This window comes from Bradyrhizobium sp. Bra78, assembly GCF_024519855.1.
Lineage (GTDB): Bacteria > Pseudomonadota > Alphaproteobacteria > Rhizobiales > Xanthobacteraceae > Bradyrhizobium > Bradyrhizobium japonicum_G.
The window spans coordinates 1-25,115 of the sequence record NZ_JALJRE010000023.1 but is presented as its reverse complement, the minus strand read 5'-3'; the positions used below and the strand labels follow the sequence as shown (position 1 = coordinate 25,115).

The window sequence follows — 25,115 nt, the reverse complement described above, 5'->3', positions numbered from 1 at the left end:
AACACGGAACCCCGCCATGGCTGGCCTTCTTGCCGATGACAGCGAACAAATCGACCTGCGCACCAGCCGCTCGATCTGCGATGCCGTTGGCGAACGGCTTCAGCAGAGCCTGCGTCCCGAAGCCAGGCTCCCGACGCATCTCGAGCAACTCCTCAACGAGCTGAAGCAGCGCGACAGCGATTCGCACTGACGGCAAATCCGGAAAAACGGGTTGCGTTTGCGCCCGCCTGCGGTGACAAGGCCGCATGCTGTCCATCACCGACCTTTCCATCCGCCTCGCCGGACGCCTTCTGATTGACCAGAGTTCCGTGCAGATCACGCCCGGATCACGGGTCGGCATGGTCGGGCGCAACGGCACCGGCAAGTCGACCCTGTTCAAGGTGATCCGCGGCGAACTGTCGGCCGAGCACGGCACTGTGACGCTGCCGCCGCGCTGGCGCGTGGGCAGCCTTGCGCAGGAAGCCCCGAACGGCCCCGAAAGCCTGATCTCCGTCGTGCTCAAGGCCGACCTCGAACGCGACGCGCTGCTGCATGAAGCCGAGAGCGCCACCGATCCGCACCGGATCGCCGAGATCCAGACCCGCCTCGTCGACATCGACGCGCATTCGGCGCCAAGCCGCGCGGCTGCGATCCTCTCCGGCCTTGGCTTCTCCGCCGCCGATCAGCTTCGCCCCTGCGCTGAATTCTCCGGCGGCTGGCGCATGCGCGTCGCGCTTGCCGCAACGCTGTTCGCCGCCCCTGACCTGCTGCTGCTCGACGAGCCCACCAACTATCTCGACCTGGAAGGCACGCTGTGGCTGGAGGACCACCTCGCGCATTATCCGCGCACGGTGATCGTGATCAGCCATGACCGCGATCTGCTGGAAAGCTCGGTCGACCAGATCCTGCATCTGGAGCGCGGCAAGCTCACACTCTACAAAGGCACCTACTCCTCCTTCGAGGAGCAGCGCGCCGCGCGCGAGTTGCTCGATGCCAAGGCGGTCAAGCGCCAGGAGGCCGAACGCGCGCGCCTGCAGGCCTTCGTCGACCGCTTCAAGGCCAAGGCCTCGAAGGCGCGCCAGGCGCAGTCGCGCGTGAAGATGCTCGAGCGGCTGAAGCCGATCACGGCACTGGTGACCGCGGACGTGCGCGAGATCAGCTTTCCCGCGCCGGAGAAGATCCTGTCGCCGCCGATCATCGCCGTCGACAACGCCGCGGTCGGCTACGATCCGGCCAGCCCCGTGCTCGGCCGGGTCACCTTGCGCATCGACAATGACGACCGCATCGCGCTGCTCGGGGCCAACGGCAACGGCAAGTCGACGCTGGTCAAACTGCTCGCCGGGCGCCTTGCCCCCTTCTCGGGCAAGGTGACGCGCGCGGACAAGCTGTCGATCGCCTATTTCGCGCAGCACCAGCTCGACGAGCTGAACGAGGACGCCTCGACCTACGACCACGTCCGCAAGCTGATGGGCGATGCGCCGGAAGCCAAGGTGCGCGCACGCGCCGGCGCGATCGGTTTCTCCGGCAAGGCGGCCGACACCAAGGTTGCAAAATTGTCGGGCGGCGAGAAGGCGCGGCTGCTGCTGGGCCTTGCGACCTTCTTCGGCCCCAACATGATCATCCTGGACGAACCGACCAACCATCTCGACATCGACAGCCGCGCCGCGCTTGCCGAAGCCATCAACGAATTCCCCGGCGCCGTCATCATGGTCTCGCACGACCGCTATCTGATCGAGGCCTGCGCCGACCGGCTCTGGATCGTCGCCGACCGCACCGTGACCAATTACGACGGCGACCTCGACGAATATCGCCGCCTGGTGCTGTCGTCGCGCAACGGCGAACCCGCCCCGCGCGAGCGCAGCGCCGTGAGCGAGAAGCCGCCGCGTCCGAAGTCGGACAATCGCGGCTCGCTGAAGAAGCGCATCGCGGAAGCCGAGAGCGAGATTGCACGGGTCACCGAGATCATCACCAAGATCGACACGGCACTGGCGCTGCCCGACATCTTCAGCCGCGACCCCAAGCAGGCCGCGCAACTGTCCAAGGCGCGCGCCAATGCATCAGAGGCGCTGGCGCGCGCGGAGGAGCAGTGGCTCGAGGCGAGCACGCAGTTCGATGAGGCGGCGGGCTAGGCTCCCCATCAAAATGTGAAAAACAACCCCATGCAAAGTACCGGTATTTTATTACCTGGCGATTACCCATTGAATGGGACGTTCTTTAGCCGTGGCGATTAGAGCCACCCAGGCGGCGATGCCGGCGCAAATTGCGCCGGAGTGGTTCAATCCGCGAACTGGCCGGCTGCCTTGATCATCGGCGCCCAGCGGTCGACTTCACTCGCGAGCATGGCGGCGAGCGCCTCCGGCGTCGCTTTCTCCTGCGGGGCAGGCTCCGTGTTGATGTCGTTGAACCGAGCGATCAGCGTGGGATCCTTGAGTGCGGACTGGAGCGCCGCCGTCAGCTTCTGAACGACCACCGGCGGCGTGCCCTTGGGGGCATAGATGCCGTGCCAGACACCGAGCTCGAACCCGTTGAGGCCGGCCTCGTCGGCCGTCGGCAGATCGGGCAGGCTCTTCAGCCGCTCCTTGGTGGTGATCGCATAGGCCTTGACCTGCTTCGACAGGATCGGGCCGGTCGTGTTCGTCGCCTGGTCGCAGGTGAGATCGATCTGCCTGCCGAGAAGATCGTTCATGATGGGGCCATTGCCCTTGTAGGGCACCGCGGTGAGCTGCTTCTGGATCGCCGTCATGAACAGCATGCCGCAGAGGTGCGACGCCGCTCCGAGCCCGGCATTGGCATAGGTCAATTTGTCGCCCTGCTGCTGGGCGTAGGCGATCAATTCCTTCAGCGTGTCGGCCGGGAAATCCGGACGCGCGATGATGGTCATCGGCGCATTGGTCACAAGCCCGATCGGCGCAAAGGCCGTCTTCGTGTCATAGCTGAGGTTGCGGTACAGCGTAGCGGCGGTCGACAGGCCGACATGATGGATCAGCAGCGTGTACCCGTCGGGCTGGGCTCGCGAGGCGCGGGTCGTGGCGATGGTGCCACCGGCGCCGGGAGCGTTCTCGACGACGATCTGTTGGCCGAGCGATTTCGACATGCCAGCCGCGGTCAGGCGAGCAATGGTGTCCGTGGGGCCGCCGGCGGCGAATGGCACCAGCATCGTGACGGGCCTGACCGGATAGTCCTGGGCGAGCGCCGCGCCAAACGGCAAGAGCAGAGCCGATACGAGGGCAATGAACCGCATACTTTCCTCCAAATTTTTGCTCGCGCCATATGTACCCATTCATGGCCGCGCGACCATCACGAAACGACGTCATCAGGCGTGTCGCCCCGCGGCATGGCGTAGCTACCGGGAAACCTGATCGACCCTCAGCTCGGCGATATTGTCTCAGCGGGCGGACCCGAATGACACGAGCCCGATCCAAATCCAAATGTTCCCGCCGAAGGTCGGTCGGCGGCAGCAGGTCGGAATCAGCGTTCCCGCATGATCTCATGCCGGTAGCGCTGCAGCGGTGACAACAGGTAGCTCATGATGGTGCGCGAGCCGGTCCTGATCTCGACGGTGACCGCCATTCCCGGCGACAGGCTGACGAGGCGGTCGTCCACCTGCATCTGGCTGCGATCGAGCGAGATGCGCGCGCTGTAGCTCAACTCCTGCCCGTTGGGCTCGCTGCTGTCGTGCTGCTGCCCGAGCGCGCGGTCGCCGCGCTCCGGCGGACGATCGCGGATGATGGCGTCCTGCGAGACGCTCAGGACCCGGCCTTCGAGAAGGCCGTAACGGGTGAAGTTGAAGGTGTCGATCTTGATGGCGGCGCCCTGCCCGGCCTCGACAAATCCGATATCGCGGTTGGAAATCATCGCCTCGATCTCGAGCCGCGTATCTGTCGGCACGATCACGAGCAGCGACTGCGCCGGCGTGACCACACCTCCCACGGTGTGGACCGCGAGCTGCTGCACGACGCCATCGACGGGTGACGTCAGTTGCTGCAGGCTTGTCCTCTGGCGAGCCTTGATCAGGTCGCGCGCGACGCCATTTGCCTTCTGCTCGCTCTTGGCAAGCTCGTCGGACAGGCTCTTCCTGTACTCGGCCACGGCCTGGTTGCGGGTCTCGGCGATCGCGGCGACGGCTGACTCGGCTTCCTTGAGGCGGCTGCCTTGAACGCGAAGCTCCTCCTGCTGCTCGATCTGGAGCTGGAGCGTCTCGTAATAGGTCAGCTTCGAGCCGATCTCCTTTTCCATCAGCGTCTTGCGGATATCGACGCGTTGCTGGGTCACCGGCAGCAACGCATCCAATTTGTGGATCGTCGCCGCAATGGTCTGATATTCGGCCTCCTTCTGGGCTTCCTGGCGCGCGAGCGCAGCCAACTTGGCCCTGTGCTCGCTGACCTGATTGGCGAGAAGCTGCCGCTGCGTCGCGACCAGCAAGGGATCGGCATCCGCGGGCACGACCAGATCGGCGGATGCCGCCTCGCCGCTTGCAAGGGCCGCACGCAGCCGCGCGACATTGAGCCGTTCGGCCATGAGATCGTCGTGCAGACGATCGCGCTCTGCGGCGTTCACGGTCGGATCGAGCTCGATCAGCAGGTCGCCGGCTTTGACCGATTGCCCGTCCTGGACGTGGATGGCGCGCACCACGCCGATCTCGAACGGCTGGACCACCTTGCTTCGCCCGCTCGACACGACCTTCCCGGCTGCGGACGCGACAATGTCGATCGTACCCCAGGCCGACCACGCCAGCGCCGCGCAGACAAGGAGCATCAGGGCCATTGCGATGGCGCGGCCGGTCGGCGACGGCGGTGTTTCCGTGATCTCCAGCGCGGCAGGCAGAAAAGCGGCCTCCTCGGCGCGCCGGCTCTTCGCATTCCGGAAGGGAACGACGGTGTGCTCGGGCCTTGAGGCCGGGACGGCGCTAGCCGACTTCATAGATCCCTCCCTGAAGACGATGCAGGGCGGCGTAGCGGCCGCCGGTCTTGATCAGCGCATCATGCGTGCCGTCCTCGACCAGACGGCCGCGCTCCAGTGTGAAGATGCGATCGGCGCCGCGGACGGTGGAGAGACGATGCGCGATGATCAGGACCGTGCGGCCCCTCGCAATCTCCTTCATGTTGTCATGGATGATCCGCTCGCTCTCATAGTCGAGTGCGCTGGTCGCCTCGTCGAAGATCAGGATCCGGGGATTGGTCACCAGCGCGCGGGCGATCGCGATGCGCTGGCGCTGCCCGCCCGAGAGCGTCGAGCCGCGCTCGCCAACGACGGTGTCATAGCCTTCGGGAAGCTCCAGAATGAAATCATGCGCGCCCGCGAGCTTGGCCGCATCCATGATGCGGTCCATCGGCAGGGTCGGATCGGCCAGTGCAATGTTGTCGCGCACCGAACGATTGAACAGCATGTTCTCCTGCAGCACGACACCGATCTGCCGGCGCAGCCAGGCCGGGTCGGTCATGACGAGATCCATGCCGTCGATCAGCACGCGGCCGGATTGCGGCACGTAGAGCCGCTGTACCAGTTTCGCGAAGGTGCTCTTGCCCGAGCCCGACGAGCCGACGATGCCGACGGTTTGGCCCGCCGGAATATCGAACGAGACGTCATGCAGGATCTCCGGCCCGTCGAGCCGATAGCGAAAAGCGACATGCTCGAAGCGGATGTTGCCCCGAAGCGGCGGCAGCCCAGCGCGGCCCGCGGAGTAAGCCGGCTCCGCCGCGCTGTTGAGGATGTCGCCAAGCCGCGCGATCGACAGGCGCGCTTGATGAAAATCCTGCCAGACCTGCGCCAGCCGCAGCACCGGCGCCGAAACGCGCCCTGCAAAAATGTTGAAGGCCACGAGTTCGCCGACGGTCAGCGCATCGCCGATCACGAGCCGCGCGCCGACATAAAGAATGGCAGCGGTGACGATTTTGCTGACGAACAGCACGAGCTGGCTTGCGGTGTTGCCGAGGCTGGTGACGCCAAAACTCGCCGAGACATAGCCGGCGAGCTGCTCTTCCCAGCGGCGCTGCATCTGCGGCTCGACCGCCATCGCCTTCAGCGTCTCGATGCCGCTAACGCTCTCGACCAGGAACGCCTGGTTCTCGGCGCCACGGCGGAATTTCTCATCCAGCCTGCGCCGAAACAGCGGCGTCGCCACCGCCGAGATCCCAATGTAGAACGGGAACGAGGCCAGCACGATGAAGCTCATCAGCGGCGAATAGGCGAACATCACGACCAGGAACACCGAGGTGAAGACCAGGTCGATGAGCAGCGTCAGCGACGAGCTGGTGATGAAATTGCGGATGTTCTCGAGCTCGCGAACCCGCGCCACGGAATCGCCGACGCGCCGGGCCTGAAACCACGCCATCGGCAGCGCCAGCAGATGATGGAACAGCCGCGCCCCCAGCTCCACGTCGATACGGTTGGTCGTGTGCGCGAACAGATAATTGCGCAGGATACCCAGCACGGTGTCGAACAGCGAGACGATGACGAGGCCGATGACGAGAACGTCGAGCGTGGACAGCGAGCGGTGCACCAGCACCTTGTCGATGACGACCTGGAAGAACAGCGGCGAGACCAATGCAAACAGCTGGAGGAAGAACGAGGCGGCCAGCACCTCGCCGAACAGCCGCCGGTACTTGCCGATCGCCGCGATGAACCATGTGATGTCGAATTGCCGCCCGAGGTTGGAGAGCCCGGCGCGCCGGGCCATCAGGATCAATCCGCCGTCCCAGATCGCACACAGCTCGTCGCGCTCCATCAGCACCGGGCGCTGCGCCTGCGGCGACTGCACCAGCACCTTGTCGGCCGAGGCTTTTGCAATGACCATGAAGCTGCCGTCACGCAGCATCGCGATCGCCGGCAGCGGGCTGCCCGACAGACGGCTCCACTGCGTTCGATAGGTTCGTGCCTTCAGTCCGAGAGACCTGGCGCAGCGGACGATGTCAGCTGCGCCGAATCTTGCCGCGCCCAGCCGGTGCCTGAGCTGATCACGATCGGCCGCAACACCCTGCAAATGCAGCAGGGTGAGCAGCGCGTCGAGACCCGTATCGGTCGAGACCGTATTCGTCGTCATGGGCGTTCTCCGGGCCGGGCTCGTTCAACCTCTCCCGCTTGCGGGAGAGGTCGCCATAGGCGGCCCGTGGCCACCGTTCTGTTGGACGCCGATGCTTCGCATCGGCTATGGCGGCGGGGTGAGGGCTTCTTCCTCTTCGGGGTTCTCGATTGCGGAGGCACACCCACCCCAGCCCTCCCCCGCAAGCGGGAGAGGGAGTGCACCTCCGTCGTTGCAACAGCAGCTTTCATCAAACTCAGGCGTGCTGCGGCGGAGCAAGCGTCTGGGTCTGTGCCGTGTGCGGATCGGCCAGCGGCATCTCGCCGTGGCCGTCACCTGCCGGAACGAAGCTGCCTGCCATGGCCTGGTTGAGCATCATCGCTGCGGCGAAGGCGGCGCCCTGGATGACGACGTTGTTGCCGGTACCGCCATCGAGGATATCGAGGCCGCCGCCGCCGATCAGCACGTCGTCACCTGCTCCACCGGCCAGTGTGTCGTTGCCGGGTCCGCCGATCAGGATATCGTCGCCATTGCCGCCGTTGGCGACGAGCTGGATGCCGCCGTGCAAGCCGGAAGCCGTGATGACGTCATCGCCATCGAGTCCGTTGATGACGATCCTGTCGCCCGCACCGGCATCGCTGATGTTGATGTCCTGGCCAAGCCCCGACACCGTGATGATGCCGTCGTGCTCGGTCACCGTGATGACGTCGTTCCCGCCGGTTGCGTTGATGGTCACGGTATCGGCGGCGCCGTCATTGGCACCGAGGTCGAGGTCGACCTGGTTCACGCCGGTGCCCGAGAGATCACCGACCGTGATGTTGTCGGCACCGCCGAGGGCGTTGAAGTCGACATGCTCGACGCCGTTCAGGTCCATCGCGATGGCGGCAACGTCGCGGGTGAACAGCACCCGGCCGCCATTGGCCGAGATGTTGATGGTCTCGTTGATATTGGCGCCGTTGAACGCCAGCGTGTCGGTGCCCTTGCCGCCTTCGACGGTGTCGCTGCCGTCGCCGGGGTTCCAGATGAAGGTGTCGTCGCCGGCTCCGAGATTGGCGAAATCGTTGCCGCGTCCGCCGATCACGATGTCGTTGCCGGCGCTGCCGGTGATGGTGTCGTTGCCGTCGCCGCCATTGATGTTGAGGCTGAACAGCTGTCCCGCCTTGATCGCGGACGAATCGATGACATCGTTGCCGCCTCCGCCGTTGACGGTCAGCACGTCACCGGCGTCGGCGTGAGCGATGGTCACCTGCGCCGCAAGCCCGTTGACCACGATCGATCCGCCGGCGGTCGTCACCGCGATGTTGTCGTCACCGGCGCTGCCGTTCACCGTCACGCGGTCGGCCGCACCGTCGCCGCTCTGGCTGCCGGGGCCGGCGCTGAGGTCGATCGCGACCTGCGTGACTCCGGTCCCCGAGAGATCGTTGACGGAGATGTTGTCGGCCCCGCCGGCAGCGGCGATCTGCACCCGCTCGATGCCATTGAGATCCATGGTGATGGCGCCGACGTCGCGGGTGAGAAGTGCACGACCGCCGTTCGCAGAGATCGACATATTTTCGGCCACATTGGAGCCGTTGAACACCAGCGTATCCATTCCCGTGCCGCCCTCGACGGTGTCACTGCCGTCGCCGGGATTCCACGTGAAGAGATCATCGCCCGCGCCGAGAAGAGCGACGTCGTTGCCGCGGCCGCCGACGACCTTGTCGTTGCCGTCGTCGCCGATCAGGGTGTCAGCCCCCTGGCTCCCGATGATTGTGTCGTTGCCCGCGCCGCCGTCGATGGTCAGCCCGATCGCCGCGGCGAGCAGGGATGCATCAATGACGTCGTTGCCGCCGAGCGCCTGGATCACCAGCCGGTCGTTGGCAGCCTCCGCATTTACGATCGTCACGACTTCCGGCAGACCCGTCACCGTCACGGTGGTGCCCTCAGCCGTGACCTCGATGTGCTGATTGCCGCCGGCAGCATTGACGGTCACAATATCCGCCGCGCCGTCGCCTTGCGTCTCGCCGGGAACGGCTCCGAGATCGACCAGCACCTGCTTGACGCCGGTCCCGGTGAGATCGCCGACAACGATGTTGTCGGCGCCGCTGCGCGCATCGAATTCGATCTGCTCGACGCTGTTGAGGTCCATCGTGATGTTGGCGACGTCGCGGGTGAAGCGCACCCGGCCGCCATTGGCCGAGATATTGATGGTCTCGTTGATGTTGGCACCGTTGAACAGAAGCTTGTCGGTGCCCGCGCCGCCCTCGACCGTGTCGCTGCCGTCACCGGGATTCCAGATGAAGGTGTCGTCGCCCGATCCGAGCTGGGCGACGTCGTTGCCGCGTCCGCCATTGACGATGTCGTCGCCGCTGCCGCCGATGACGAGGTCGTTACCGTCGCCGCCAATGATCCTGTCGTTGCCGGCGCCGCCGTCGAGCGTCAGCGAGATCAGGCTGCCGAGCCCGTTGCCCGCGGTGATGACGTCATCGCCGCCACCGGCGTGCAGCACGAGATTTTCCGTGGTGCCGATGTCGAGCGAAAACGGCGCGGCGCCGATGCCGTCGAGCCGCACGCGCGTGCCGTTCGCCGTGATCGTGAACGTCTCGGCGTCGTTGCTGCCGTTGACCCGCGCGGTGTCGCTGCCGTCGCCGCCCTCGAACAGATTGGTGCCGCCGCCCGGATTCCAGATCATGAGATCGTCGCCCGCCTCGCCGAACAGCTGGTTGTCGCCGCTGCCGCCATCCAGGACGTCGTTATCCGCACCGCCGAACAGCAGATCGTTGCCGCCGCCGCCCTTGATCACGTCGTCACCGGCCTGCCCGAACAGCAGGTCCGCACCCGAGCCGCCCGTGATCCTGTCGTTGCCGTCACCGCCGAAAATGTGCACCGCAGGCATCGGTCCGTGGCATTCGTTGACGGTGATCGTGTCATCACCGCCTTGACCGAAAATGTCGATCGCGGTGGTGTTGTCGACGGTCGGTTCGCCACCGATCGTTTTCACGTGTCCGTTATTGACCAGGATGCGGCCTGCCTCGTCGCGGCTGATCACGAGGCCGTTATTCGCGTTGTCGCCGAAAATGGTGAGCTGCCCCGTAACCGGGGAAAAGACAGAGGTAGTAGACATCCAAATATCCTTCGATCGATCTAGCCCCTCCCTTCGATGCGTAGCAGCCGCACACATGACATTCTTGAGCCGCTGCTTGAGACGCGCGTGATTATTCTGGAGATTTCCTCCAGTTTTGCTTCGGGGCAGTATTCGACAGCGGATGCGGAGGCGCTCTCATCACGAGTCGCTGATCACGGATCACGCGTAACGACCCCGTGATTTTCAAACGCGTGGAAGAACCGCGGCTCGAGACAAGCGCGCAGCTTGACGAGGCTGCGGGGCAGCTAACGACGCGCACGCCGAGCCGAACGAAAATTGCACCTGTGGGCTCGATGCATTTGGTACTAAGCTCGGCGACGGAATTGGCGCCAGCGATAACGAACGATCCCGCTCAATAGTTGAGCGACCAGCATTTCCGGTTCGATGGATATCCAGACAAGGAATATTTGAGGGAGATCTCACATGTCGTCACCGGAACCTATCAGATTCACCGACGGTGCAGCTTACGAACGCTTCATGTCGCCCTGGAGCCGATCGGCCGGCACTCTGTTCCTCGATTGGCTGGCGTCACGCACCGGATTGGCCTGGGTGGATATCGGTTGCGGCAACGGCGCGTTCACTGAGCTCCTTGTTGCGAAGTCCGCCCCTTCGTCCGTTTGCGCGATCGATCCCTCCGACGCACAGATTGCTACCGCACGCCAGAAGCTATCGGCAAAGCCGGTCGAGTTTTCGATTGGCGATGCGATGGCGCTTCCCTACGACGCCAACCGCTTCGACGCCGCGGTGATGGCGCTGGTGCTGTTCTTCGTCCCCGACGCGCAGAAAGGTGCATCGGAAATGGTCCGCGTCACCAAGCCCGGCGGCATGGTCGCATCCTACACCTGGGACATCTCGCGGGGCGGCTCGCCTACGCAGCCTTTGTGGGAGGAGATGGACGCTCTCGGCAAACCTGCGCAACGCCCACCGAGTGCGGATGTATCGCGGTTCGAGGCACTGAAAGCGCTTTGGGCGAAGCTCGGCATCCGCGATGTCGAAACTCGCGAACTGGTTGTCGAGCGAACGTTTGCGAATTTCGACGACTACTGGCTGTCGATGGTCGTCAGCAGCCCGGCCGGCGTATTGGGAAGGCTGTCGGAGACGGAGAGCGCGGAACTCAAACGCCGGCTACAGGCAAGATTGCCGGCGAGCGCGAACGGGGAGATCACGGTTCACGCCTCGGCCACCGCGATCAAGGGATGCAAAGCCGCTTGACGATCGGGACGAGCATGCGCGGCTGATCGCATTTGACAGCCGCAACCAATTTCAGGGCAGAAGGCCGTGTTACGTCGCAGCCTTCTTCTTCGGCTTCGGCTTGGTCGCCTTCGGCATCACCGGCGCTTCCGGCGTGCCCTCGATCGAGGACAGGCGGCCGGACGTGAAGGTGTAAATGCCGGCGCGCGGACCGGCGGTCCAGGTGAGCACGGCGACGCGGCGGCCGGCGGCATCGCCGGAGAGGTTGACGTTCGAGGGCGCGCCGATGCCGCGCACCACGTCGCATTCGGTGTGGCCGAGCGCGACCGTGCCGCCCATGGGCGCCGGTGCCGTGGTCGAAGCGTTGGCGTCGGCCGGCCCGGGGGGCGGCGCCATGCCGGGACAGGCGCCGTCGGCACTGACCAGATCCTCGGCCGTCACCGGCTTGTCGGGGGTCAGCGGCGGCGATTCAATCGAGATGCTCTTGATGAACAGGCGGCTCGGCGTGTTGAACCATTGCGCGTCCTTGGACAGCAGATCGGTCGCGCCAGAGCAGCCCGCGACCAGCGGTGCTATGGCGGCTAACGCAACTATGAGCGAGCTGGGAAGCTTTTGATGTCGCACGATAAACCAAATTCCCCGCGTGAAGGACCAGCCTTAAGCGATTGTCCCAACATCACTTTGCGGCACGAAGGTGACCGAAACCATCATCGCCCGAAAAGTGCAAATTATCATTAATTGCGATCGGCCGCTAATTCCGACGCTGCCACCGGCCCCGCTCGTCGGCCTGCCAATAGGTGACATCAAATCCCTTCGCCTTGCAATCCGTCCAGGCGCTGCGGGCGAACGCAAGCGCGTCGGGATCGTCGCCGTTGAACAGCAGAACCATGCGCTCATAGCCCTGCCCGTCCTGCGGCAGCGCGGCATTGTCGATCAGGAAGCGGACATTGGCGCCGTTCGGATTGTCCTCCTCGATCGCCAGCACGATCGGCTGATCGGCGGCGTCGTTCACGCGCCATGTCGCGTGCGGCAGGAAGGAATCGTCGCGATAGGTCCACAAGTGAGCGTCGAGCGCATCGGCGCGCTCGGGCGAAGTCGACTGCACCACGACGCGCCAGCCGCGCTCGAGCGATTTCTCGAGAAGCGGCGGCAACACGTTCTCCACCGTCATGTTTTGCAGATGGTAGAACAGCACTTCAGTCATCTTGGGTCATTTGCGCTCGTAATGATCTGCCACCAGACGGTCCAGCAGGCGGACGCCGTAGCCGCTTCCCCAGCTCTGGTTGATGTCGGTCTTCGGCGCGCCCATGGCGGTGCCGGCGATGTCGAGATGGGCCCACGGCGTGCCGTCGACGAAACGCTGCAGGAACTGCGCCGCGGTGATCGAGCCGCCGTGACGGCCGCCGGTGTTCTTCATGTCGGCGAACTGAGAATCGATCAGCTTGTCGTATTCGGGGCCGAGCGGCAGGCGCCAGACCTTCTCGCCGCTCTCGATGCCGGCCGTCAGCAGCCGGTCGGCGAGCTCGTCATTGTTGGAGAACATGCCGGCATGCTCGGTGCCGAGCGCGACCACGATCGCGCCGGTCAGGGTCGCCAGATCCACCATGAATTTCGGCTTCACCTTCTTGGCGACGTACCAGAGCACGTCGGCCAGCACGAGGCGGCCTTCCGCGTCGGTGTTGATGATCTCGATGGTCTGCCCCGACATCGAGGTGACGATGTCGCCCGGGCGCTGCGCATTGCCGTCGGGCATGTTCTCGACGAGGCCGATGGCGCCGACCACGTTGGCCTTGGCCTTGCGCGCCGCGAGCGCATGCATCAGGCCGACGACGCAGGCAGCGCCTCCCATGTCGCCCTTCATGTCCTCCATGCTGCCGGCCGGCTTGATCGAGATGCCGCCGGTGTCGAAGCAGACGCCCTTGCCGACGAAGCTGACCGGCGCCTCGCCTTTCTTGCCGCCGTCCCAGCGCATGATCACGGTGCGGCTCGGCCGCGCCGAGCCCTGACCGACGCCGAGCAGCGCGCCCATGCCGAGCTTGTCCATCGCCTTGACGTCGAGCACCTCGACCTTGACGCCGAGCTTGCGGAGCTGACTGGCGCGGCGCGCGAATTCTTCAGGAAAAAGCACGTTCGGCGGCTCGTTGACGAGGTCGCGCGCGATGATCACGCCGTCGACGACGTGGCCGGCCGAGGCGAACGCCTTCTTGGCCGCGGCGACATCGCCGACCGCAAGCGAGACGTCGGCGCGCAAGCCGCCCTCCTCGCCGTCCTTCTTCCTGGTCTTGTAGCGATCGAACTTGTAGGTGCGCAGCCGCAGGCCTGCGGCGATCGCGACCGCCTGCTCGCTGGTCATGGCGCCGTCGGGCAGTTCCGCCATGATGGTCATGGCCGTGGCGCCGGCGGAAAGCTTGCTTGCCGCCACGCCGCCGAACTTGAGGAAGTCATTCGCCTTCAGGCCGGCCGCCTTGCCGGCGCCGACCACGATCAGCCGGGTGGCCTTCACCCCCTCCGGCGCCAGGATGTCCAGCGCAGCCCCGCTTTTGCCTTTGAAGGCGGCCGCGGAAGCCGCCCGCTTCACGAGGTCGGTGGCCCCGCCGAGCGCCTTGGCGGTCGCCGGGCCGAGCTTCAGACTGTCGTCGCAGAACACGACGAGGATGCCACGGGCGGCAGCGGACAACGGGACAAAGCCGACCTTGATGGCATCGGACATGTGTAACTCCTTCAAAACACCGGGCTTTCCGTCGTTCGGCGGTCCCGGCCACGGGCCGGAGCTGAACGGCGATTCACTGGACTTTCCCCACTATGGGCCACCGGCGCGGCAGATGCCAAGCGCCCGGCGTGGCCGAGCGGCCACAACGAGGGAAATATTAACCTTATATTGAGGGTGCCACGGGGCAGCCATTTTGTTGACGGATCAAAGGGATGGTAGTGAGAGAGTGAGCTGTCGGAAGAGATGGCTGGCCGACCTTGGGGATCTCCTGATCGGGGATTGGTTGGACAGCCGGAATGCCGGCCGGCATCGGGGACTTGGTGGGAATCGTACGGTCGCGCATGGGGTCGATCGATAGGTATATATTCCGCACGACGCTCGCGTCGTTTGCGCTGGTCCTGGTCAGCCTCACGGGCGTGATCTGGATTACGCAGGCGTTGCGCGGCATCGACCTGATGACGAGCCAGGGGCAGACCATCCTCACCTTCCTCGGCATCACCAGCCTCGTCGTGCCGGCCCTGGTCCTGATCATCTCGCCGATCGCGCTGATGATCGCGGTCTCGCACACGCTGAACAAGCTCGCGACCGATTCCGAGATCATCGTGATGAATGCGGCCGGCTTCTCGCCGTTCCGGCTGTTCTATCCATTCTTCTACGCCACCTGCGTGGTGGCGCTGCTGGTCGCCTTCATCGCGGCCTATCTCGCCCCCGACGGCATGCGACGGATCAAGCAGTGGGACGCCGAGATCACCGCCGACGTGCTCACCAACATCCTCCAGCCCGGCCGCTTCGCCCAGCTCGACAAGAACCTGACGATCCGGATTCGCGAACGCCAGCCCGGCGGCATCCTCGCCGGCATCTTCATCGACGACCGCCGCGATCCGAACGAGCGCGTCTCGATCGTCGCCGAGCACGGCGAAGTCGTGAAGAACGAGACCGGATCTTTCCTGGTGCTGGAGACCGGCAACCTGCAGCGCTTCGAAGCGGGCAAGCGCGATCCCGCGCTGGTGGCGTTCGACCGCTACGGCTTCGACATGTCGAAGTTCTCGGGCCAGGGCCGCGACGTCACGCTCGGCATCCGCGAGCGTTACCTCTGGGAGCTGTTCTCGCCGTCCGAGGACGATCCGGTCTACAAGCAGATCCCCGGGCAGTTCCGCTCGGCCCTGCATGACAGCCTGCTGGCGCCGATCTATCCCTTCGCCTTCGCGGTGCTGACCTTCGCCTTCCTCGGCGCGCCGCGCACCACCCGCCAGAGCCGCAACTTCTCGATCGGCGGTTCAGTGATCGCCGTGTTCGGCCTGCGCATGGCAGGCTTCGCCTGCTCGGTGATGGCGGTGAAGTCGCCGGGCGCCGTGCTGGTTCAATACGCGATGGTGCTGGGCTCCATCGGCGTCGGGCTGTGGATGATCATCGGCGGCATCGTGGTCGAACCGCCTCCCCGCCTCATGGAGGCCATCAACAGGTCGAACGCGCGCATCGCGCGGCTGTTCGGACGGCCGGCCACCGCATGAGCATGCTCACCAATACACTCGGGCGCTATTTCGCCGGCCGCTTCGTGGTCGCGGCGCTCGGCGTGTTCGCCGGCATTTTCCTGCTGCTGGTGCTGGTCGACTACATCGAGATGGTGCGCAAGACCTCGGGGCTGGTTTCCGCCTCGGCGATCATGGTGGCCGAGACCTCGCTGTTCCGGGTGCCGCAGCTTCTGGAGAAGTTGACGCCGTTCTGCATGCTGATCGGCGCCATGACCTGCTATCTCGCCCTCTCCCGCCGGCTCGAGCTGGTGGTGGCACGCGCCGCCGGCATCTCGGCCTGGCAGTTCATCTCGCCTGCGCTCGGCAGCGCGCTGCTGATCGGGGTGATCGCCACCGTCGCCTACAATCCGTTGTCGGCCAATCTGCGCGAGCTCTCCAAGCGCATGGAGGCCGAGCTGTTCGGCTCGGCGCCCGGCGGCGGCATCCAGGATGCCTCCGGCTTCTGGCTCAATCAGGTCACCAGCGACGGCCAGACGATCATCAATGCGGCGCGCAGCGAGCAGCAGGGTATCCGGCTCACCGGGCTCACGCTGTTTCGGTTCGACACAGAGCAGCACTTCAAGGAACGCGTCGAGGCGCGCGAGGCGGAACTCGAAACCGGACAATGGATATTCAGGGACGTCCGTCGCTTCTCGCTCAACGCGGCGCCGACCGAGCAGGCCGTTTTGGCGATTCCGACGACACTGACCGAGGCGCAGGTCCGCAACAGCTTTTCCACCCCCGAGACTGTGTCCTTTTGGCAACTACCGGGCTACATCCGCTCCTCCGAAAGCTCGGGCTTCGCGACAGCCGGATACCGACTCCAGTATCAGAAGCTGCTGGCGCAGCCGTTTTTGCTTGCGGCCATGGTGATGCTCGCGGCCTCCGTGTCGTTGCGCTTCTTCCGGATGGGCGGCGTGCAGAAGATGGTTTTGAGTGGCGTGGGCGCAGGCTTTCTGCTCTACGTTCTGTCGAAAGTGACTGAAGATTTGAGCAAGGCTGAGTTGATGCATCCGATCGCTGCGGCGTGGTTGCCCGTGGTGGTGGGCGGCCTCACCGGCTTTTTGGCCTTGCTCTATCAGGAGGACGGATAGTGACGGCCGTCCACCGAAGGCTCGTGTCTCGTTTGACGCAGCGCATCGTGGTGCGCGCGAACGGGCGCGGCTTGTCCATCCGCAGGCTCCTGCTCGCCGTCGTCACGGCCGCCTCGCTCGGCGGGCTGATCGACGTCGCCGCCGTGGCGCCCGCCTCCGCCCAGTTCAGCTATAATCCGCTGCCGCCGCGTCCGAAGCCGCCAAAGGTCGCCAACGACAACCAGATGCTGGTCCAGGCGACCGAGGTCGACTACGACTACAACAATTCGCGCGTCTCCGCGGTCGGCAACGTCCAGCTGTTCTACAACGGCACCAGCGTCGAGGCGGATCGGGTCGTCTACGACCAGAAGACCAAGCGGCTCCATGCCGAGGGCAACATCCGCATGACGGATGCCGACGGCAAGATCACCTATGCCGAGATCATGGATCTGTCCGACGACTACCGCGACGGTTTCGTCGATTCGCTGCGCGTGGACACCGCCGACCAGACCCGCATGGCCGCGAGCCGCGCCGACCGCTCCAGCGGCAACTACACGGTGTTCGAGAACGGCGTCTACACGGCCTGCGCGCCGTGCAAGGACGATCCGAAGAAGCCGCCGCTGTGGCAGGTCAAGGGTGCGCGCATCATCCACGACCAGCAGGAGAAGATGCTGTATTTCGAGACGGCGCAGATCGAATTCTTCGGCGTGCCGCTCGCCTACATGCCCTATTTCTCGACGCCCGACCCGACGGTGAAGCGCAAGACCGGCTTCCTGATGCCGGGCTTCACGTCGTACACCCCGTTCGGCTACGGCGTCGAAATCCCGTTCTACTGGGCGATCGCGCCCGACATGGACGCGACCTTCAACCCGCGCATCACGTCCAAGCAGGGCGTGCTGTTCCAGGCCGAGTTCCGCCAGCGCCTGATGGACGGCGCCTATCAGATCCGCGTCTACGGCATCGACCAGCTCGACCGCGACCAGTTCGCAGGGCAGCCCGGCGACCGCCAGTTCCGCGGCGGCGTCGAGACCAAGGGACAGTTCGCGCTCAACGACAAATGGGTCTGGGGCTGGGACGGCGTCCTGCTCTCCGACTACTATTTCATGTCCGATTACCGCCTGGCGGCGTACCGCGATCCGCTCGGATCGTTCCTGAACCTGCCGACGGACGCGATCTCGCAGCTCTATCTGACCGGCGTCGGCAATCGCAGCTTCTTCGACGCGCGCACGATGTACTGGCTGAGCTTCTCGGGCAACCAGGGCCAGGTGCCGGTCGTCTACCCCGTGATCGACTACTCGAACGTGCTCAACTATCCAGTGTTCGGCGGCGAGTTCAGCTACAAGACCAATTTCGTGAACCTGTCGCGCAATGACGCGGTGTTCGATCCGATCACGACGCTCGCCAACACCGGCAGCCTGTGCACGACGACGTCGGCCGACCCGCTCGCGCGCACGCCCTCGCAGTGCCTGCTGCGCGGCTTTCCCGGCACCTACACCCGCCTGACGGCCGAAGCGCAGTGGCGCAAGTCCTACACCGATCCGTTCGGTGAAATCTGGACGCCGTTCGCCATCCTTCGCGCCGATGCGATCAACTCGTCGATCTCGAACCAGCCGGGCGTGTCGAACTACCTTCCCGTCGGCGACACCCAGGCGTTCCGCCTGATGCCGACCGTGGGCCTCGAATACCGCTACCCCTTCATCAACGTTCAGCCCTGGGGCTCGACCACCATCGAGCCGATCGCGCAGGTCATCATCCGGCCGAACGAGACCTATGCCGGCAAGTTCCCCAACGAGGACGCCCAGAGCATGGTGTTCGACGCCTCGAACCTGTTCAGCGTCGACAAGTTCTCCGGCTACGACCGCGTCGAGGGCGGCGGCCGCGCCAATGTCGGCGTGCAGTCCACCACGCAGTTCGACAAGGGAGGCGCCGTCAAGGTGCTGTTCGGACAGTCCTACCAGCTGTTCGGCATGAACTCCTACGCGGTCCAGGACTCCATCAACACCGGCCTGGATTCCGGCCTCGACAAGCCGCGTTCCGATTACGTCGCGAGCGCCAGCTACTCGCCCAACCGCACCTATACGTTCAGCGTTCGCTCTCGCATGGACGAGCAGACCTGGAACGTCCAGCGCTTCGAGGCGGAGGGCCGCGCCAACTTCGATCGCTGGTCGGTCGCGATGATCTACGGCAATTACGCGCCGCAACCGGAACTCGGCTATCTGACGCGCCGCGAGGGCATCCTGACCTCGGGCTCGATCAAGGTCGCGACCAATTGGGTGGTGACGGGCTCGGCGCGTTGGGACCTGGAAGCCAACAAGATCAACCAGTATGTGCTCGGCGCCGGCTATGTCGACGATTGCTTCGTGCTGGCGGCGAACTATGTAACTTCGTATAGCTATTCCGCGGGCTCGACGCCGCCCGTGCTGAGCCACGCGTTCATGTTCCAGATCGGCCTGCGCACGCTGGCGACCTCGTCGGCGACCAGCGGTTCCGGGACCTCCGGCTTCCAGTGAACGGTTTGAAGTGACGGCCGCGTTTGCACCATCGCAGGCTCACCGCGGCTGACATGCGAGCGAAAAAAATATGACGACTCCATTGCCTGTCCTCCGCCTCCTCCTCGTCCTCGCCGCCCTGTTCCTGCTCGGCGCGCCGGTGCGGGCGCAGAACATCGTCGTCATGGTCAACGGCGATCCGATCACCGATTTCGACATCGAGCAGCGCGCTAAGCTCATCCAGCTGACCACGCAGAAGACCCCCGCCCGGCAGGTGGTCATCAACGAGCTTATCGACGAGAAGGTGAAGTTGAAGGAGGGCAAGAAATACGGCGTCGATCCCGGGGTCTCCGACATCAACCAATCCTACGAGAACATGGCGCAGCGCATGCGCATCTCGCCGGAGATGCTCACCAAATCGCTCGATGTTAAAGGCGTTCGCCCTGAAACATTGAAGGCGCGCATGAAGGCCGAGATGGTCTGGACCAGCCTCGTGCGCGGCCGCTTCAAGGAGAAGCTGATGGTCGGCGAGCGCGACGTCGCGGAGGCCGTGCAGGCCCAGACCGGCGACAAGCTCCAGATCGAGGGCACCGAATACAAGATGCAGCCGATCGTGCTGATCGTGCCGCGCGGCTCGTCTGCGGCCTTCCAGGAGACACGGATGAAGGAAGCCGAGCAATATCGCTCGCGCGTCGGAAGCTGCGAGGAAGCCAATTCGCTGTTCCGCTCGACGCCCAACGCCACCATCCGCGATGCCGTCACCAAGACCACCGCGGACCTGCCCGAGGCGCTGCGCAAGGTGCTCGACGACACGGCGATCGGCCACCTGACCGCGCCCGAGGTGACCAAGTCGGGCATCGAGATGGTGGTGCTGTGCTCGCGCAAGCCGACCACGATCGACACGCCGAAAAAGCGCGAGGTTCGCGACAAGATGTATCAGGAGAAATACGAGAAGACCCAGAAGGCCTATCTCGAAGACCTCCGCAAGGCGGCGATGATCGAATATCGCAACCGCTGATGGCCAAGCCCCCTGCCAAGCCCCTCGCCCTGACCCTGGGAGAGCCCGCCGGCATCGGTCCCGACATCACCATCGCAGCCTGGCTCGGGCGCCGCGAACTGGGCCTGCCCGCCTTCTATCTCCTCGGTGACCCTGCGCTGATCGCCCGCCGCGCGAAAGCGCTCGGAGCCGACATCGGGATCGCCGAAGTGAGCCCCGGCGAGGCCGAAGCTGCCTTCGCCGAGGCCCTGCCCGTGGTTGCGACCGGCACGCGCGCGACGGCCGAGCCCGGCAAGCCCGACGCATCCAGCGCCCCTTCCGCGCTCGCCTCGATCCGCCAGGCGGTCACCGACGTCCGCGAGGGCCGCGCCGGCGCCGTCGTCACCAATCCGATCGCCAAGAGCGTGCTCTATCGCGCTGGCTTCCGCCATCCCGGCCACACCGAATTCCTCGCCGAGCTCGCCGCTGAGCACGGCCGCGTGCCCCAGCCGGTGATGATGCTGTGGTCGCCTCGGCTCGCCGTGGTGCCCGTGACCATCCACGTCTCCTTGCGCGATGCGCTGGCCCAGCTGACCAGCGAGCTGATCGTCTCGACCGTGCGCATCGTCGCAGCCGAGCTCAAATCCCGCTTCGGCATCGATAGGCCGCGCATCGCGGTCTCCGGCCTCAACCCGCATGCAGGCGAGGACGGCTCGCTCGGCCACGAGGAGCAGACCGTGATCGCGCCGGCCCTCAAGGCGCTGCGCAGCGACGGCATCGAGGCGAAGGGACCGCTTCCTGCCGACACCATGTTTCACGAAGCCGCGCGAAACAGCTATGATTGCGCCGTCTGCATGTACCACGACCAGGCGCTGATCCCGATCAAGACGGTGGCGTTCGACGACGCGGTCAACGTCACGCTCGGCCTGCCCTTCATCCGCACCTCGCCCGATCACGGCACCGCCTTCGACATTGCCGGCAGAGGCAAGGCCAACCCGGCGAGCCTGATCGCCGCCTTGAGGCTTGCGAGCCGCATGGCGGCTGCGACAATCCGATGAGCGCGATCGACGACCTCCCGCCGCTTCGCGAGGTCATCCGCCAGCACGCGCTTTCGGCCCGCAAATCGCTCGGTCAGAATTTCCTGCTCGACCTCAATCTCACCGCGCGCATCGCGCGCGCGGCGGCGCCGCTGGACGACTCCACCATCGTCGAGATCGGCCCCGGCCCGGGCGGACTGACCCGCGCACTGCTTGCGCTCGGCGCCAGGCGCGTCATCGCGATCGAGCATGACGAGCGCGCGATCCCGGCGTTGCAGGATATTTCCGTGCGCTATCCCGGCCGGCTCGAGATCGTGCATGGCGATGCCATGACCTTCGACCCGCGTCCGCTGCTCGATGGCGAAAGAGCAAAAATCGTCGCCAACCTGCCCTACAACATCGCGACCCAGCTCCTGATCGGCTGGCTCACCACCGAGCCATGGCCGCCCTGGTACGAGACGATGGTGCTGATGTTCCAGCGCGAGGTCGGCGAGCGCATCGTCGCGCGCGAGGACGATGAAGCCTATGGCCGGCTCGGCGTGCTCGCCAACTGGCGCTGCGAGACCAAGATCCTGTTCGACATTTCGCCGTCCGCCTTCGTGCCGCCGCCGAAGGTCACCTCCTCGGTCGTGCGCCTGGTGCCGCGCGAAAAGCCTCTGCCTTGCGATCGCAAACTGCTCGAACAGGTCGCGGCTGCCGCCTTCGGCCAGCGTCGCAAGATGCTGCGCCAGAGCCTGAAGTCTCTGGGCGTCGATCCCGCACGCCTTGCGCAAGCCGCCGGCGTCGATGCGACGCGGCGCGCGGAGACCATTCCGATCTCCGGCTTTGTTGCCATGGCGCATGAATTGGCCGATATACGCAGCGAAGGCTGATAACGGAAATTCCGGAGGAAAGAAAATGGCGTTGATGCGTCGGCAGTCCCTGGTCAAGTTCGATGCGCCGTTGTGCGAGACCATCGTCGACACGCCAAAGCCGCAAGGGCGCGAGGTCCTGGTGCGTATCGAGCGCTGCGGCCTTTGCCACTCCGATCTGCACATCCAGGACGGCTATGCCGATCTCGGCGGCGGCAAGAAGCTCGACACCACGCGCGGCATGACGCTGCCCTTCACGCTCGGCCACGAGATCGCCGGCGTGGTCGACGAAGTCGGCCCCGACGTCGCCGCCGGCCTTGTCGGCGCGAAGAAGGCGGTGTTTCCGTGGATCGGCTGCGGCCAGTGCCGCGACTGCGCCAATGGCGACGAGAATCTCTGCGCCAAGCAGCGCTTCCTCGGCGTCTCGATCGACGGCGGCTTCGCCACCCACGTGCTGGTGCCCGACGCAAAATACCTGCTCGATTACGATCCCCTGCCCGTCAACCAGGCCGCGACGCTGATGTGCTCCGGTGTCACCGCTTACGGCGCGCTCAAGCGCCTCGTCGATCGTCCGCGCCAGCGCAATTTGCTGCTGATCGGTCTCGGCGGCGTCGGCATGATGGGCCTTTCCTTTGCAGAGGCCATGTTCAAGCAGCCGATCGCGGTCGCCGACCTCAGCGCCGCTGCGCGCGACACCGCGCTGAAGAACGGCGCGGCGGTTGCCTACGATCCGGCCGAGCCCGACGTGATCAAGCGCATTCTCAAGGAGACCGACGGCGGTTTCGACGAGATCGTCGATTTCGCCGGCAACGAGAAGTCCATGGCCTTCGCCGTCGCCGTTGCCGCGCGCGGCGGCAAGATCGTGGTCTCCGGCCTGATGGGCGGCCAGTTCACGCTGCCGATGGTGCAGTGGGTCTACAAGCGCATGACCATCGAGGGCTTCATGGTCGGCACGCTCGCGGAGGCCCGCGAACTGATGGCGCTCGCCCGTGCCGGCAAGATCAAGCCGACGCCGATGCGCGAGGAACCGATGGGCGACGTCCAGAAATGGATCGACAGCTTGCGCGCCGGCAAGGTCGTCGGCCGCATCGTGCTGAAGAACTGAGTTTCTGTGGCGGCGGAGGAGCTTCATTCGCCGCCGCGCTTTTCCTCGGCAAAATTAACTCGGAATTGACGCAAGGCCCGGTTCCGAATAGGGGAACCGGCGACCAGCACACTATATATCTCTCCAGCATCCTTCCTGGAATTCTGGTGAGACCATGCAGACCATCCGCTGCTCCATTCGCCGATTTCTTGCCGACGAATCCGGCGCCACCGCGATCGAGTACGGCCTGATCGCCGCCGGCATCGCGCTCGCAATCATCGCCGTCGTCAACAACCTCGGCTCGACGCTGAACAAGAAGTTCAGCTCGATCAGCACCTCGCTCAAGTAGCGCCGCCCGCACTTTCGCCCAGTGACGCGACACCAAGCTCGGAACGGCAACGGCCGCGCCGCGTTGGCAGCCATGTCCATTCGCTGCACCGTCGAAAGCGCATTCTTCATCGCCTGGAGCTGTCTCGAGCTGAGCGGAGAGCTCGGCCCTCCGGACGAGACCGCGAACCTCCTGCTCGATGCCATCGAAGCCCAGCTCAGGACCGGCGAACGCCGGCAGTTGATGCTCGCCAACAGGGCGATCGACGCCTATCGCGCGCACGTGGAAAAAAGCCGGCCTGCGCATGACTGCGAAGCGCGCTTCGGGTGATGATCCTTCCCGTCGCCCTCGGGCCCGCCGGCCCGGCGGCGTTCGAGGTACAGGCCGGCGGTCCGTCGGGCAGAGCGCACGGGGTACGGCGCCCGGCGAGGACGATGCTATGCCGACCCGCGCGCCTTATATGTGCACTGCTGCACAGAGTTCGTGACACGAAATACCGCGGGTCCGGCGTTCCCTGCGGCCTGACCACGGTGACTTCCGGAATTCCGTAAGCCGGACCTGCAAGTTTTCAACGCACGAAGCCGCCTTGTGTGCACTTTGGAACCGTCGCCTTCGTCGCGGAAACGTAGGGTTCCGGCTCGCGCCGATTCCCGGCCAGAGCAAGACACGTGACCGGCCGGCCCCAAAACGATCTTCTCCAGCAGCTCAGCCACGCGGATTTCGAACTGCTCGGCCCTCACCTCCAGCCTGTCGAACTGGAGGCGAGCGATATCCTGCATCACGCCGGCGACGAGGTGGCGGCGGCTCATTTTCCCTGCGGCCCCACGCTCGTGTCGTTCGCCGTGCCGGTCGAGGACGATCGCGAGGTCGAAAGCCTGCTGGTGGGGCGCGAGGGCGCCGTGGGCATTGCCTTCGGCGGCAGCGCCTCGCCCGCTTATTCGCGCATCGTCGTGAAGCTGGGCGGCACCCTGGTCCGGTTGCCGCTGCGCGCGCTCGAGCAGGCGCAGCAGCGGTCGGCCACGCTCCAGCAGGTCTTCTTGCACTATGCCGACTGCCAGTTCGCGCAACTGCTCCAGAGCGCGGCCTGCAACGCCGCGCATTCGATCGAGCAGCGCGCCGCCAAGTGGATCATCCTCGCGCGCGAGCATATCGGCGGCCCCGAGATCCCTCTGACCCACGAGCAGCTCGCCGGCCTGCTCGGCGTGTCCCGCAGCTACGCCAGCCGCGTCATCCAGATGTTCAAGGCAAGACGGATCCTCGCGACCCGCCGCGGCGCCATTTTGATCCTCGATGCGCCGGCGCTCGAAGCCAGAGCCTGCTGTTGCAATGATTGGGTGAAGAAGCACTTTGACGAAGTGATGGGCCGGCGGCATCGGTCGAGCCCCGGCATTTCGGCGCCTCGCGCTCGCGGCGGCGATTGACGCTTCAGGCGCAGATGGGCCGGGCTGAAGTCCGCGACGCGCTGCAATTCGCGCCATTTCATGCCGATCAGCTCGCCCTCGCGCAGGTCCATGGTCCCGCTCCGCCTGAGGTCGCGGGGACGGCGAAGTCATGCTCGCTTCACACCCTGATAGGCCCAGGGCTATCGCATATGAAGAAAAGCGTGGCGGGCAGCTTGCCTGCGGCCCATCCTTCGAGACGCCCGCCTACGGCGGGCCCTCAGGATGAGGTCGCGTTTTGCGGTGAGACATCAGACCCTCATGGTGAGGAGCCCGCCAAAGCGGGCGTCTCGAACCATGCAGGC

At 65.2% G+C, this 25,115-nt stretch carries 20 protein-coding genes; 13 read left to right on the top strand and 7 right to left on the bottom strand.

The genetic code is table 11. The annotated features are described in order from the left end of the window. Positions 1-16 precede the first annotated feature (16 nt). Together OC450_RS33110 and OC450_RS33105 are read left to right on the top strand one after the other, a co-directional pair. Positions 17-190 carry a hypothetical protein gene (locus OC450_RS33110; RefSeq protein WP_211385454.1) on the top strand — a complete coding sequence of 58 codons (174 nt, stop codon included), beginning with the start codon at positions 17-19 and terminating at the stop codon, positions 188-190. 55 nt (positions 191-245) lie between these two features. Further along, the gene (locus tag OC450_RS33105; protein WP_211385453.1) at positions 246-2,108 is read left to right on the top strand and encodes an ABC-F family ATP-binding cassette domain-containing protein; all 1,863 of its coding nucleotides are present in this window, start codon (positions 246-248) and stop codon (positions 2,106-2,108) included. 146 nt (positions 2,109-2,254) lie between these two features. Here the strand turns inward: OC450_RS33105 and OC450_RS33100 are convergent, their stop codons facing one another. From OC450_RS33100 to OC450_RS33085, 4 genes are all read right to left on the bottom strand, one after another. Next, positions 2,255-3,220 (bottom strand): tripartite tricarboxylate transporter substrate-binding protein, encoded by a 966-nt coding sequence (locus OC450_RS33100; RefSeq protein ID WP_211385452.1) that lies wholly within the window; start codon positions 3,218-3,220, stop codon positions 2,255-2,257. A gap of 227 nt (positions 3,221-3,447) precedes the next feature. Next, a complete protein-coding gene (locus OC450_RS33095) occupies positions 3,448-4,899 on the bottom strand; it encodes an HlyD family type I secretion periplasmic adaptor subunit (protein WP_262049411.1) in 1,452 nt (483 codons plus the stop codon). Next, the gene (locus tag OC450_RS33090; RefSeq protein ID WP_211385450.1) at positions 4,886-7,018 is read right to left on the bottom strand and encodes a type I secretion system permease/ATPase; all 2,133 of its coding nucleotides are present in this window, start codon (positions 7,016-7,018) and stop codon (positions 4,886-4,888) included. Before OC450_RS33090 ends, OC450_RS33095 begins: the two co-directional genes overlap by 14 nt. Before the next feature lie 235 nt (positions 7,019-7,253). Continuing rightward, positions 7,254-10,100, bottom strand: a complete 2,847-nt coding sequence (locus OC450_RS33085; protein ID WP_211385449.1) for a beta strand repeat-containing protein — start codon at positions 10,098-10,100, stop codon at positions 7,254-7,256. A 444-nt stretch (positions 10,101-10,544) separates the two neighbouring features. Between OC450_RS33085 and OC450_RS33080 the strand changes: the two genes are divergently transcribed. Continuing rightward, positions 10,545-11,333, top strand: coding sequence for a class I SAM-dependent methyltransferase (locus tag OC450_RS33080; RefSeq protein ID WP_211385448.1), 789 nt, complete (start codon positions 10,545-10,547; stop codon positions 11,331-11,333). A 69-nt stretch (positions 11,334-11,402) separates the two neighbouring features. On the opposite strand, the gene OC450_RS33075 is transcribed toward OC450_RS33080, so the two are convergent. The 3 genes from OC450_RS33075 to OC450_RS33065 form a co-directional block, all read right to left on the bottom strand. Beyond that, the gene (locus OC450_RS33075) at positions 11,403-11,936 is read right to left on the bottom strand and encodes a hypothetical protein (protein WP_211385447.1); all 534 of its coding nucleotides are present in this window, start codon (positions 11,934-11,936) and stop codon (positions 11,403-11,405) included. 127 nt (positions 11,937-12,063) lie between these two features. Beyond that, on the bottom strand, positions 12,064-12,516 hold the full coding sequence (locus tag OC450_RS33070; protein WP_211385446.1) for a DNA polymerase III subunit chi: 453 nt from the start codon (positions 12,514-12,516) through the stop codon (positions 12,064-12,066). A gap of 6 nt (positions 12,517-12,522) precedes the next feature. Then, positions 12,523-14,022 carry a leucyl aminopeptidase gene (locus OC450_RS33065; protein WP_211385445.1) on the bottom strand — a complete coding sequence of 500 codons (1,500 nt, stop codon included), beginning with the start codon at positions 14,020-14,022 and terminating at the stop codon, positions 12,523-12,525. Positions 14,023-14,363: 341 nt separating this feature from the next. Here OC450_RS33065 and lptF point away from each other — a divergent pair, with 341 nt between their 5' ends. From lptF to OC450_RS33015, 10 genes are all read left to right on the top strand, one after another. Continuing rightward, entirely contained in the window at positions 14,364-15,533 is a 1,170-nt protein-coding gene (gene lptF / locus OC450_RS33060; protein ID WP_256809238.1) for an LPS export ABC transporter permease LptF, read from the top strand. Continuing rightward, on the top strand, positions 15,530-16,627 hold the full coding sequence (lptG, locus tag OC450_RS33055; RefSeq protein WP_211385443.1) for an LPS export ABC transporter permease LptG: 1,098 nt from the start codon (positions 15,530-15,532) through the stop codon (positions 16,625-16,627). Before lptF ends, lptG begins: the two co-directional genes overlap by 4 nt. A 32-nt stretch (positions 16,628-16,659) precedes the next feature. Further along, the gene (locus OC450_RS33050; protein WP_410050534.1) at positions 16,660-19,116 is read left to right on the top strand and encodes an LPS-assembly protein LptD; all 2,457 of its coding nucleotides are present in this window, start codon (positions 16,660-16,662) and stop codon (positions 19,114-19,116) included. A gap of 70 nt (positions 19,117-19,186) precedes the next feature. Beyond that, the gene (locus tag OC450_RS33045) at positions 19,187-20,113 is read left to right on the top strand and encodes a SurA N-terminal domain-containing protein (RefSeq protein WP_211385441.1); all 927 of its coding nucleotides are present in this window, start codon (positions 19,187-19,189) and stop codon (positions 20,111-20,113) included. After that, on the top strand, positions 20,113-21,129 hold the full coding sequence (gene pdxA / locus OC450_RS33040; protein WP_211385440.1) for a 4-hydroxythreonine-4-phosphate dehydrogenase PdxA: 1,017 nt from the start codon (positions 20,113-20,115) through the stop codon (positions 21,127-21,129). Before OC450_RS33045 ends, pdxA begins: the two co-directional genes overlap by 1 nt. Further along, positions 21,126-21,980, top strand: coding sequence for a 16S rRNA (adenine(1518)-N(6)/adenine(1519)-N(6))-dimethyltransferase RsmA (rsmA, locus tag OC450_RS33035; protein ID WP_211385439.1), 855 nt, complete (start codon positions 21,126-21,128; stop codon positions 21,978-21,980). The genes pdxA and rsmA overlap by 4 nt, the downstream gene beginning before the upstream one ends. Positions 21,981-22,005: 25 nt before the next feature. Continuing rightward, entirely contained in the window at positions 22,006-23,064 is a 1,059-nt protein-coding gene (locus OC450_RS33030; RefSeq protein WP_211385438.1) for an alcohol dehydrogenase, read from the top strand. Between the two features lie 154 nt (positions 23,065-23,218). Next, positions 23,219-23,392: a Flp family type IVb pilin gene (locus tag OC450_RS33025; RefSeq protein WP_249129309.1), complete on the top strand. Its 174-nt coding sequence runs from the start codon at positions 23,219-23,221 to the stop codon at positions 23,390-23,392. 72 nt (positions 23,393-23,464) lie between these two features. Continuing rightward, the gene (locus OC450_RS33020) at positions 23,465-23,701 is read left to right on the top strand and encodes a hypothetical protein (protein ID WP_211385437.1); all 237 of its coding nucleotides are present in this window, start codon (positions 23,465-23,467) and stop codon (positions 23,699-23,701) included. 338 nt (positions 23,702-24,039) lie between these two features. Next, the gene (locus OC450_RS33015; protein ID WP_211385436.1) at positions 24,040-24,792 is read left to right on the top strand and encodes a Crp/Fnr family transcriptional regulator; all 753 of its coding nucleotides are present in this window, start codon (positions 24,040-24,042) and stop codon (positions 24,790-24,792) included. The last annotated feature ends 323 nt before the right edge of the window (positions 24,793-25,115 follow it).